Origin of the sequence: Pseudomonas protegens (assembly GCF_003732485.1) — a bacterium.
Classification (GTDB): Bacteria; Pseudomonadota; Gammaproteobacteria; order Pseudomonadales; family Pseudomonadaceae; genus Aquipseudomonas; species Aquipseudomonas protegens_B.
Window position 1 is genome coordinate 317,156 of sequence record NZ_MOAK01000086.1, and the last position, 10,670, is coordinate 327,825.

At 61.8% G+C, this 10,670-nt stretch carries 13 protein-coding genes; 7 read left to right on the forward strand and 6 right to left on the reverse strand.

The window, feature by feature from the left end:
* A partial coding sequence (locus BLX41_RS36515) for an amino acid ABC transporter ATP-binding protein (protein ID WP_259745283.1) occupies window positions 1–458 on the forward strand: 458 nt, incomplete at its 5' end.
* 65 nt (window positions 459–523) lie between these two features.
* On the opposite strand, the gene BLX41_RS28430 is transcribed toward BLX41_RS36515, so the two are convergent.
* Both BLX41_RS28430 and BLX41_RS28435 read right to left on the reverse strand, forming a co-directional pair.
* Window positions 524–1,006, reverse strand: a complete 483-nt coding sequence (locus BLX41_RS28430) for a type II toxin-antitoxin system MqsA family antitoxin (RefSeq protein WP_123727568.1) — start codon at window positions 1,004–1,006, stop codon at window positions 524–526.
* A complete protein-coding gene (locus BLX41_RS28435; protein ID WP_123727569.1) occupies window positions 1,003–1,314 on the reverse strand; it encodes a type II toxin-antitoxin system MqsR family toxin in 312 nt (103 codons plus the stop codon). The genes BLX41_RS28430 and BLX41_RS28435 overlap by 4 nt, the downstream gene beginning before the upstream one ends.
* Before the next feature lie 165 nt (window positions 1,315–1,479).
* Between BLX41_RS28435 and BLX41_RS28440 the strand changes: the two genes are divergently transcribed.
* The 5 genes from BLX41_RS28440 to BLX41_RS28460 all read left to right on the forward strand — a co-directional run bounded on the left by BLX41_RS28440 (window position 1,480) and on the right by BLX41_RS28460 (window position 5,392).
* Window positions 1,480–2,139, forward strand: coding sequence for a FadR/GntR family transcriptional regulator (locus tag BLX41_RS28440; protein WP_123727570.1), 660 nt, complete (start codon window positions 1,480–1,482; stop codon window positions 2,137–2,139).
* 13 nt (window positions 2,140–2,152) lie between these two features.
* The gene (locus tag BLX41_RS28445; protein ID WP_123727571.1) at window positions 2,153–3,424 is read left to right on the forward strand and encodes a CynX/NimT family MFS transporter; all 1,272 of its coding nucleotides are present in this window, start codon (window positions 2,153–2,155) and stop codon (window positions 3,422–3,424) included.
* 99 nt (window positions 3,425–3,523) lie between these two features.
* Window positions 3,524–3,994, forward strand: coding sequence for a nuclear transport factor 2 family protein (locus BLX41_RS28450; RefSeq protein ID WP_123727572.1), 471 nt, complete (start codon window positions 3,524–3,526; stop codon window positions 3,992–3,994).
* Window positions 3,995–4,039: 45 nt separating this feature from the next.
* Window positions 4,040–4,369: a GIY-YIG nuclease family protein gene (locus BLX41_RS28455; protein WP_346633517.1), complete on the forward strand. Its 330-nt coding sequence runs from the start codon at window positions 4,040–4,042 to the stop codon at window positions 4,367–4,369.
* Between the two features lie 87 nt (window positions 4,370–4,456).
* Window positions 4,457–5,392, forward strand: a complete 936-nt coding sequence (locus BLX41_RS28460; protein WP_123727573.1) for a glutathione S-transferase family protein — start codon at window positions 4,457–4,459, stop codon at window positions 5,390–5,392.
* A gap of 85 nt (window positions 5,393–5,477) precedes the next feature.
* Here BLX41_RS28460 and BLX41_RS28465 read toward each other — a convergent pair whose 3' ends face one another.
* Together BLX41_RS28465 and yejK are read right to left on the reverse strand one after the other, a co-directional pair.
* A complete protein-coding gene (locus BLX41_RS28465; RefSeq protein ID WP_123727574.1) occupies window positions 5,478–5,834 on the reverse strand; it encodes a glutaredoxin family protein in 357 nt (118 codons plus the stop codon).
* Window positions 5,834–6,838 (reverse strand): nucleoid-associated protein YejK, encoded by a 1,005-nt coding sequence (yejK, locus tag BLX41_RS28470; protein WP_060837659.1) that lies wholly within the window; start codon window positions 6,836–6,838, stop codon window positions 5,834–5,836. Before yejK ends, BLX41_RS28465 begins: the two co-directional genes overlap by 1 nt.
* 394 nt (window positions 6,839–7,232) lie before the next feature.
* On the opposite strand from yejK, the gene BLX41_RS28475 reads away from it, so the two are divergent.
* A complete protein-coding gene (locus tag BLX41_RS28475; RefSeq protein ID WP_003440137.1) occupies window positions 7,233–7,514 on the forward strand; it encodes an HU family DNA-binding protein in 282 nt (93 codons plus the stop codon).
* A gap of 94 nt (window positions 7,515–7,608) precedes the next feature.
* Here the strand turns inward: BLX41_RS28475 and rlmF are convergent, their stop codons facing one another.
* Both rlmF and BLX41_RS36520 read right to left on the reverse strand, forming a co-directional pair.
* The gene (gene rlmF / locus BLX41_RS28480; RefSeq protein ID WP_123727575.1) at window positions 7,609–8,634 is read right to left on the reverse strand and encodes a 23S rRNA (adenine(1618)-N(6))-methyltransferase RlmF; all 1,026 of its coding nucleotides are present in this window, start codon (window positions 8,632–8,634) and stop codon (window positions 7,609–7,611) included.
* 206 nt (window positions 8,635–8,840) lie between these two features.
* Window positions 8,841–10,670: valine--tRNA ligase (locus BLX41_RS36520; protein WP_259745284.1), on the reverse strand; the 1,830-nt coding region annotated here is incomplete at its 5' end.

Consider the following 10,670-nt stretch of genomic DNA (forward strand, 5'->3'; position numbering starts at 1 on the left):
CGCACCTGACCATTCTGCAGAACTGCACCCTGGCGCCGATGTGGGTGCGCAAGATGCCCAAGCGCAAGGCCGAGGAAATCGCCATGCACTATCTGGAGCGGGTGCGGATTCCGGAGCAGGCCAACAAGTACCCGGGCCAGCTCTCCGGTGGTCAGCAACAGCGGGTGGCGATTGCCCGGGCGCTGTGCATGAAGCCCAAGATCATGCTGTTCGATGAACCCACCTCGGCCCTGGACCCGGAAATGGTCAAGGAAGTGCTGGACACCATGATCGGCCTTGCCGAGGACGGCATGACCATGCTCTGCGTGACCCACGAAATGGGCTTTGCCCGCACGGTGGCCAACCGGGTGATCTTCATGGACAAGGGCGAGATCGTCGAGCAGGCGGCACCGAACGACTTCTTCGACAACCCGCAGAATGATCGTACCAAGCTGTTCCTGAGCCAGATCCTGCATTGATCCTGCCGCAGGGCCCGCGCTGAAGATAAACCCGGACTGGTTCCGGGTTTATTTTTGTCCGGCGTTCAACTGCCGGCAGCGCCGAGTTGTTGTTCGGGTGGTTCGCTGGAGGTAGAGGGCGCCAGTTGCGGTTGGCTGAGATCCAGTACGTCCTTCATCAACTGCGGGTGCCGATCCAGCAGGCGCATCAGCATGTACAGCGGTTGGGGCGCGCCGACTTCGCCGCGTTCATAGCGGGAAAAGGCATTGTGCCCGCCGCCTGACAGCAGCCTGACCGCTTCTTTCTGGGAAAGATGCAGCTTGCGGCGGATGCGCTTCATGTCTGCGGCGACGATCTGCCGATACTCCTCCAGCAATTGGTCGCCCGCGGCGGCGTAACGTTCTGCGCTCGCTGCGTCGAATTCGATTTCACCGCATTCCTGGCATTCCCAGCCGGCCAGGCCATGGAGGTGACGCAACAGGTGCCGGTAGTCGATGAGCTCGCTGCGCTGCTCGAACGCCAGCATGCTGCTCGGGGCGCCGCAGCTGTAGCACTGTTGTCGTTTCATGTTTGTGCCTCCTTGAAGGAGATCACTGGAGGCCCTATGCCGGGGCGCTGGGTGATCTTGATGTAGAGCGTCCGGTTATCGATGCCGGTGTAATACACGTCCTGCCACACCCGGTGATCGTGATAGGTGGTCATCGATTTGTAGAACATGCTGCCCTGGATTCCGGCTATCACTCGTTGCATGGCCGCCAAGGACAATCCGAGTTCCTTGCCGCAGAGCAACGCGCTTCGAGTGAAGGCTCGTGCCCCTTGCCGAACGACCTGTGCCTTGATCAGCGACAGGTCGTAATGAGGTGTTTTCTTTTCCATGAGACACCTTTGAGGCTTGATTGAAATTACCCTTATAGGGTTTTTTGTCAAGGCCTGTTTGAAATGGCGAAAGTGCCTCCTCCAGCCTAAAACGTTGAACTCTGGGAAAGGTCTGAATACCATGCCAGGCAATTCGTCCGATGATTGGATGAAAGAGTGAGTTCAATGAGCGAAATATCCCCCCTGATCAAACGTTCCCTGGTCGACCAGGCCCTGGAACAGCTGCGCCTGCGCATCACCAATGGCGCCTGGGTTGTCGGCCAGCGCCTGCCCACCGAACCGGAACTGGCCAGTGAGCTGGGCATCAGCCGCAACACCGTGCGCGAAGCCATGCGCGTGCTGGCGTTCTCCGGGCTGATCGAGATCCGCCAGGGCGACGGCAGCTACCTGCGGGCGGTGGCCGATCCCCTGGACATGCTCCAGGCCCTGTCCCAATGCTCCCTGGAACAGGCTCGGGAAACCCGGCAGATCCTAGAAGTGGAGGCGGTTGGCCTCGCGGCCCTGCGTCGCACCGACGAGGACCTGCGCGCCTTGAACCAAGCCTTGCAGGCCAGCGGCGGGCATTTTCATGGCGATCTGGAAAGCTACATCGCCTGCGACCTGGTGTTTCATCAGGGCCTGGTGGATGCCGCGCACAATCCGACCCTGAGCCAGCTGTACCGCTATTTCTCCAGTGTGGTGGGCGCTCAGTTGCGCCAGGCCTTGACGGTCACTCCGCGCCGCCAGGACGTCTTCGATCTCCACCAGCACCTGCTGGATGCCATCGAGCAGGGCGACCCCGAGCGGGCCAAGAACCTTTCCCGCCAGTTGATCAACGAATCCTGAATCCGAGACCTATATGTCCAGCCACAAGGCCCCCCCGAACACCCCGTCGCCTCCAGAGTTGTTGATCGACGCCGAGGCCGATGACGAAGAAGTCCAGCAGGCCCCGCCACCTTTGCGGCGGCCCTGGCTGTTGCTGCTGGGGCTGATCCTGGTGGCGTTGAACCTGCGTCCGGCACTGTCGAGCATGGCGCCGTTGCTCAGTGACGTCTCCCAGAACCTGGGCCTGTCGGCCGCCAAGGCGGGGTTGCTGACCACCTTGCCGGTGTTGTGCCTGGGGCTGTTTGCTCCTTTGGCGCCGCTGCTGGCCCGGCGTTTCGGCGCCGAACGGGTGGTGCTGGGGATCCTCCTGACCCTGGCCCTGGGCATTGTCCTGCGCAGCTCCCTTGGTGAGTTCGGGGTCTTTGCCGGGAGCATCCTGGCAGGGGCCAGCATCGGCGTGATCGGGGTGCTGTTGCCGGGTATCGTCAAGCGCGACTTCGCCCGGCATGCCGGAACCATGACCGGGGTCTACACCATGGCCCTGTGCCTGGGGGCGGCCATGGCGGCGGGGGCAACGGTGCCCTTGAGCCACCACTTCGATGACAGCTGGGCCATGGGCCTTGGCTTCTGGGTGGTGCCGGCGTTGGTGGCGGCGCTGTTCTGGTTGCCTCAAGTGGGGCAAAAACACGGCGCCCACCATGTCGCCTTCCGTGTGCGCGGGTTGCTGCGTGATCGCCTGGCCTGGCAGGTGACCTTGTACATGGGCCTGCAATCGTCCCTGGCCTACATCGTGTTTGGCTGGTTGCCGTCGATCCTGATCGGTCGTGGGCTGACTCCGACCCAGGCCGGACTGGTGCTGTCGGGTTCGGTGATCGTGCAGCTGGCCAGCTCCCTGGCCGCGCCCTGGCTGGCGACCCGCGGCAAGGATCAACGCCTGGCCATTGTGATTGTCATGCTGATGACCTTGGGCGGCCTGTTCGGCTGCCTGTATGCACCGCTTGACGGCTTGTGGGGCTGGGCCATTCTGCTGGGCCTGGGGCAGGGCGGTACTTTCAGCCTGGCCCTGACCTTGATCGTCCTGCGTTCGCGGGATACCCATGTGGCAGCCAACCTGTCGAGCATGGCCCAGGGCATTGGCTACACCCTGGCGTCCATGGGGCCGTTTGCCGTGGGGCTGGTGCATGACTGGACCGGTGGTTGGAACGCCGTGGGCTGGATCTTCGCAGTGCTGGGCAGTGGGGCGATCATTGCCGGGCTGGGCGCCGGCCGTTCGCTGTATGTGCAGGTGCAAAGCGAGAGAATCTGATGGGCGTAACTGTCGGTATTTGCACGGCAAATGCCGATAGTCTTCTCAAGGCGTGCGGATTATTGTGCTGGCATCCCTTTGCCCTTCCGGAGTCCGTCCATGAGTGATGCCCACCGCGCCCTGATCACTGAGTTCTACCAGGCCTTCCAGCGGCTTGATGCCGAGGCCATGAGCGCCTGCTATACCGAGGACGTCGTATTCAGTGATCCGGCCTTCGGCGAATTGCGCGGACGTGACGCCGGCGACATGTGGCGCCTGCTCACTTCCCGGGCCAAGGACTTTTCCCTGACGTTCGATCAGGTGCGTGCCGACGAGCGCTCGGGTGGCGCGCACTGGGTCGCCACCTACCTGTTCAGCCAGACCGGCAACACGGTGGTCAACGATATCCAGGCGCGCTTCGTGTTTCGCGATGGCAAGATCTGTGAACACCACGATCATTTCGACATGTGGCGTTGGGCGCGTCAGGCCCTGGGAGCCAAAGGGCTGCTGCTGGGATGGACGCCGTTCTTGAAAAATGCCGTTCGCGCCCAGGCCCGCAAAGGCTTGAAGGCCTTTCAGAGCGGCCGTTGAAAACCATCCTCTGCTAAGATCGCGGCTTGTTATCCACAAGCCTCGATGCCTTTTGTGACCAGCCCCGATCCCTCTCCCGTCGTTGAAGCCGCTTCGCCAGTGGCGGACAGCAAACCCTGGTTCGTCTACTTGGTGCGTGCCGCCAATGGGGCCTTGTATTGCGGTATCAGCGATGATCCGCAGCGGCGTTTCGCCAAGCACCAGAGTGGCAAGGGCGCACGGTTTTTTCTTTCCAGTCCCGCAGTGGCGCTGGTCTATACCGAAGCCTGCCGGGACAAGAGCGAGGCTCTGCGTCAGGAGCGGTTGATCAAGAAACTCAGGAAAAGCGCCAAGGAATGTCTGGTGGCTTCTGCCGGTGCAACCGCATCAATCTGACTGATAGGTTCTCATCAATTGGATCTGTAGGCCGTCGACGGATTGCGCGCTAAGCTCAGCGTTCTCCCTCTTGCGGCGGAACCCAGCATGTCAGAGTTGATCCTGCACCATTACCCGACTTCTCCATTCGCGGAAAAAGCCCGCTTGCTCCTGGGCTTCAAGGGCCTGTCCTGGCGTTCCGTGAAGATTTCCCCGGTGATGCCCAAGCCTGATCTGACCGCCCTGACCGGTGGCTATCGCAAGACGCCGGTACTGCAGGTTGGTGCTGATATCTACTGCGACACCGCCTTGATCGCCCGGCGTCTGGAGCAGGAAAAGGCCTCGCCGGCGCTGTTTCCCGAAGGCCAGGAAATGATCAGCGCAACGTTCGCCACCTGGGTCGACTCGGTGTTGTTCCAGCACGCGGTGACCTTGGTGTTCCAGCCCGAGTCCGCCGCCGTGCGTTTTGGCAAGATGCCGCCGGAAGTGGTCAAGGCGTTCATGGCCGACCGTGCCGGGCTGTTCAGTGGCGGCAGCGCCAGTCGCCTGCCCCTGGAACAGGCCAAGCATCAATGGCCGGCCATCATGACGCGTCTGGAACAGCAACTGCAGCGTGAGCCGGGGGACTTCCTGTTTGGCCAGCCCTCCATCGCCGACTTCGCCCTGGCCCATCCCCTTTGGTTTCTCAAGGGCACGCCGGTGACGGCACCTCTGGTGGACGCGTATCCGGCGGTGGCTGCCTGGCTGGCGCGGGTGCTGGGCTTTGGCCACGGTTCGTTCACCGAGATGAGCGCCGAAGAAGCGCTTGAGGTGTCACGCAGCGCTACCCCGGTCCCCCTGCCTGATGAGCAGTTTGTCGATCCCAACGGCTTCACGGCGGGCCAGCAGGTGGTGATTGCCGCCACCGATTATGGTGTCGATCCGGTGGCGGGAGAGTTGCTGTTCGCCGGCACTGAAGAGTTGATCCTGCGTCGCGAAGACTCGCGTGCCGGTGTGGTGCATGTGCACTTCCCGCGGCTGGGCTTCCGCATCCAGGCGCAGTGATCCGCATTTGTAGGAGCTGGCTTGCCAGCGAAGGCGTCCTCAAGATCGATGCTCGATCTACTGGCCCTTTCGCCGGCACCGGCTCCTACTGAGGTTGCAGCGCCGCCATGATGGCATCGGGATCGTAGGTGCGAAGCAGGGTGCCATTCACATCCAGGATCGGAATCCCGGCACCGCCCAGGGCTGTGTAGGCCTGGCGCGCCTCGGCATCTTTCTCGATGTCGAACTCCCGATAGGGAATGCCCTTCTGATCGAGAAAGCGCCGGGTGGCCTTGCAGTAGCCGCACCAGTCGGTGGCATAGAGCACGACCCGGGCCTGGTTACGGATCTCTTGGCTGACCACCGCCGAAGGGTTGAACAGCCGCTCGATCTTGCCCCAGTTCTGATAGACCACCACCACCAGCAGGATCAGCAGGAACTTCCTCAGTACTCCCTGGAGCATCAGTTGCGGCGCTTGAGCTGGTCGGTCAGTTGGGTCGGCAGGCCCTTGATGATCAGGGTTCCGGCTTCTTCGTCGTACTCGATCTTCGAGCCCAGCAGGTGGGCCTCGAAGCTGATGGACAGGCCTTCGGCGCGACCGGTGAAGCGGCGGAACTGGTTGAGGGTGCGTTTATCCGCAGGAATTTCCGGCGACAGGCCGTAATCCTTGTTGCGGATGTGGTCGTAGAACGCCTTGGGGCGGTCTTCGTCGATCAGTTCCGAGAGTTCTTCCAGGCCCATGGGTTCGCCGAGCTTGGCCTGGCTGCTGGCGTAGTCCACCAGGGTCTTGGTCTTTTCCCGGGCCGACTCTTCCGGCAGGTCTTCGCTTTCAACGAAGTCGCTGAAGGCCTTGAGCAGGGTGCGGGTCTCGCCCGGGCCGTCGACGCCTTCCTGGCAGCCGATGAAGTCGCGGAAGTACTCCGAGACCTTCTTGCCGTTCTTGCCCTTGATAAAGGAAATGTACTGCTTGGACTGCTTGTTGTTCTGCCACTCGGAGATGTTGATCCGCGCGGCGAGGTGCAGTTGGCCCAGGTCCAGGTGGCGGGACGGGGTCACGTCCAGCTGATCGGTCACCGCCACGCCTTCGCTGTGGTGCAGCAGGGCGATGGCCAGGTAATCGGTCATGCCTTGTTGATAGTGGGCAAACAGCACGTGCCCACCCACCGACAGGTTCGACTCTTCCATCAACTTCTGCAGATGCTCCACCGCCACCCGGCTGAATGCGGTGAAGTCCTGGCCGCCGTCCAGGTACTCCTTCAGCCAGCCGCTGAAGGGGAAAGCGCCGGACTCGGGATGGAACAGGCCCCAGGCTTTGCCCTGTTTGGCGTTATAGCTTTCATTGAGATCGGCGAGCATGTTTTCGATGGCCGCGGACTCTGCCAGTTCGGAGTCTCGGGCATGAAGAACTGCGGGGCTGCCGTCGGGTTTTTTGTCGATCAGGTGGACGATGCAATGACGGATCGGCATGGGCTTCTCGGCTGATTGAAGGGGGAGGGCGGGTTCCCCGAAAAAGTGCCCAGTGTACCGCACCCGCTGGTTTTGGCGTGGTTTGCCAGGCGATGAACGGCCTGTCGGTAAGGCTTATGCATTTTTTTACCGATTTAGAGCAATAAAGCTGACCAAATGGCTAGGTAGAGGCGGATATTTCCCCGTCTGTGTGCTAGTTTTGCCCCGTCTTACGCGATGTCTCAGCGTTAAGCGTGCATTCAGCATTTGTCGGGTCGAACCAAACCCTGATTTCGGTATCTATAACCCCGATCTGTCGTGGTTGTAACCGGGGTGCCAGATTCACAAGATCTGGCTCGATGGCTGACACTGCACTCTGCAATCCAAATGAATTTGATAGGGAAGGAACACCACAATGGCTATTACTAAAGACCAACTGATCGCTGATATCGCTGAAGCTATCGACGCGCCGAAAACCACCGCGCGTAACGCCCTGGACCAACTGGCTCAGATCGTTGCTGATCAATTGGAAAATGGCGGCGAAATCACTCTGCCAGGTATCGGCAAACTGAAAGTGACCGAGCGTCCTGCCCGTACTGGCCGTAACCCATCGACTGGCGCTGCCATCGAAATCGCTGCCAAGAAAGTTATCAAGCTGGTTGTGGCTAAAGGCCTGACCGACGCTGTTAACAAGTAATACTTGCAGTGAAACCGTGCTCAGAAGTTTTCCGGGCACGGTTTGTGTGACACCGATTCACGCAAGGTGAATCGTCTTTGAATCCCCCGCCTCTTTAGTTCTTCCTGACCCAGCGTTCCTGACTCCAGGCCTGTTGCTGTGCCTTGTCCTTGAAGGTCCAGGCGACAAAGCGGCTCTGTTTCTGTCCCTGGGACATTTCCACCACCTGGCTTTCCAGGGCTCCGGCCTTTTTCAGTGCGCTTTCAATCGCCGGCAGGTTCGAAGCCTTTGACACCAGGGTGCTGAACCACAGCACTTGCTGGCCGACGCCCGCGCTCTCGCTGATCAACTGACTGACGAAACGGATCTCGCCGCCCTCGCACCAGAGTTCCCGTGCCTGGCCGCCGAAGTTCAGCACCGGCAGCTTGCGCTTGGGATCGGCCTTGCCCAGGGCTCGCCACTTGCGCTGGCTGCCGCGGGTGGCTTCGTCCAGGGAGGCATGGAAGGGCGGGTTGCACATCGTCAGGTCGAAACGCTCGGTGCTTTCCAGCAGACCGGTGAGGATCTGCCTGGGATTGCCTTGCTGGCGCAGGTTGATGGCCTTGTTCAAGCCGTTGGCCTGGACGATGGCCTTGGCCGCAGCCAGAGCGGTGCTGTCGATGTCCGAACCGAGGAACTGCCAGCGGTAGTCGCTGTAGCCGATCAGGGGGTAGATGCAGTTGGCGCCGACGCCGACATCCAGTACCCGCACGGCCGCGCCACGAGGGATTTCACCCTGGTTGTGGCTGGCCAGCAGATCGGCGAGGAAGTGCACATAGTCAGCGCGACCGGGCACGGGTGGACAGAGAAAGTCCGCCGGAATGTCCCAGTGGGCAATGCCGTAGAAGGCCTTGAGCAGGGCTCGGTTGAACACCCGCACGGCCGCTGGGTCGGCAAAATCGATGCTTTCCTTGCCATAGGGATTGAGGATCACGAATTGCCCCAGCTCCGGGGTGCTCTTGATCAGTTGCGGGAAGTCGTAACGCCCCTGGTGACGATTGCGCGGATGCAGGCTGGCCTTTTCCCGGGGGGCGGCGGCTTTGGCTGGGGAGGCAGGCTTGGGTTTTTTGCGCGCAGGCTTGGGTGTGCTGGGGGCGGTCATGGGGGATCGATTCGGGGCTGGTTCAAAGTGGCGGGCATTGTCCCATATCTTGCGGCGTTGGGGCGGGAGGCTTCGCCGCCGGCAAGCCGGCCCCTGCCAAAGCACCGTCTACTGGTAGGAGCTGGCTTGCCAGCGAAAGCGATCTGCCGCCAATAAAAAAGGGAGGCCTGTACGGGCCTCCCTCTTTCACACTGCGCGAATCGCCGTTACAGGCTGGAGATCCGTGCGTGCTGCTCCGCCAGCTTGCCCAGAGCCTGTTCGGCTTCGGCCAGTTTGGCGCGTTCCTTCTCGATCACTTCGGCCGGCGCCTTGTCGACGAAGGAGGCGTTGGACAGCTTGCCGCCCACTCGCTGCACTTCGCCTTGCAGGCGCTGGATTTCCTTGTCCAGGCGCGCCAGTTCGGCGCCCTTGTCGATCAGGCCGGCCATGGGCACCAGCACTTCCATCTCGCCCACCAGAGCCGTGGCGGACAGCGGCGCTTCGTCGCCGGCACCCAGCACAGTGATGGATTCGAGTCGTGCCAGCTTCTTCAGCAAGGCTTCGTTCTCGGTCAGGCGACGCTGGTCTTCGGCGCTGACATTCTTCAGGAACAGGGCCAGGGGCTTGCCCGGGCCGATGTTCATTTCCGCGCGAATGTTACGGGTGCCGAGCATCAGGCCTTTGAGCCATTCGATGTCGTCTTCGGCGGCCTGGTCGATGCGTGCTTCATTGGCCACCGGCCAAGGCTGCAGCATGATGGTCTTGCCTTCGGCGCCGGCCAACGGTGCCAGGCGCTGCCAGATTTCCTCGGTGATGAACGGCATGAACGGATGCGCCAGGCGCAGCGCCACTTCCAGCACGCGCACCAGGGTGCGACGGGTGCCGCGCTGGCGTTCAATCGGCGAGTTCTCGTCCCACAGCACGGGCTTGGACAGCTCCAGGTACCAGTCGCAGTACTGGTTCCAGATGAACTCGTACAGGGCCTGGGCGGCCAGGTCGAAACGGAACTGGTCGAGCTGACGGGTCACTTCAGCTTCGGTGCGCTGCAGTTGCGAGATGATCCAGCGGTCCGCCAGGGAAAGCTCGTAGGCCTCGCCGTTCTGGCCGCAGTCTTCGCCCTTGTCCAGTACGTAGCGCGCGGCGTTCCAGATCTTGTTGCAGAAGTTGCGGTAACCCTCGACGCGGCCCATGTCGAACTTGATGTCGCGACCGGTGGTGGCCAGGGAGCAGAAAGTGAAGCGCAGGGCGTCGGTGCCGTAGCTGGCGATGCCGTCGGCGAATTCGGCGCGGGTCTGCTTCTCGATGGCTTTCTGCAGTTTGGGCTGCATCAGGCCGGTGGTGCGCTTCTGCACCAGGGTTTCCAGGTCGATACCGTCGATGATGTCCAGCGGGTCGAGGACGTTGCCCTTGGACTTGGACATCTTCTGGCCCTGGCCGTCGCGGACCAGGCCGTGCACGTACACGGTCTTGAACGGAACCTGCGGCGTGCCGTCTTCGTTCTTCACCAGGTGCATGGTGAGCATGATCATCCGGGCGACCCAGAAGAAAATGATGTCGAAGCCGGTGACCAGCACGTCGGTCGGGTGGAAGGTCTTGAGGAAGTCGGTCTGCTCCGGCCAGCCCAGGGTGGAGAAAGTCCACAGGCCCGAACTGAACCAGGTGTCGAGCACGTCGTTGTCCTGCTGCAGGGCAACGTCCGGGCCGAGGTTGTGCTTGGCGCGTACTTCGGCTTCGTCGCGGCCGACATAGACCTTGCCCGACTCGTCGTACCAGGCCGGAATGCGGTGGCCCCACCACAGCTGGCGGCTGATGCACCAGTCCTGGATGTCGCGCATCCAGGAGAAGTACATGTTTTCGTACTGCTTGGGCACGAAGGCGATGCGGCCGTCTTCCACGGCGGCGATGGCAGGTTCCGCCAGCGGCTTGGTGGAGACGTACCACTGGTCGGTGAGCCATGGCTCGATGACGGTGCCGGAGCGGTCGCCCTTCGGCACTTTCAGCGCGTGGTCGTCGACGCTGACCAGCAGGCCGGCAGCGTCGAAGGCGGCAACGATCTG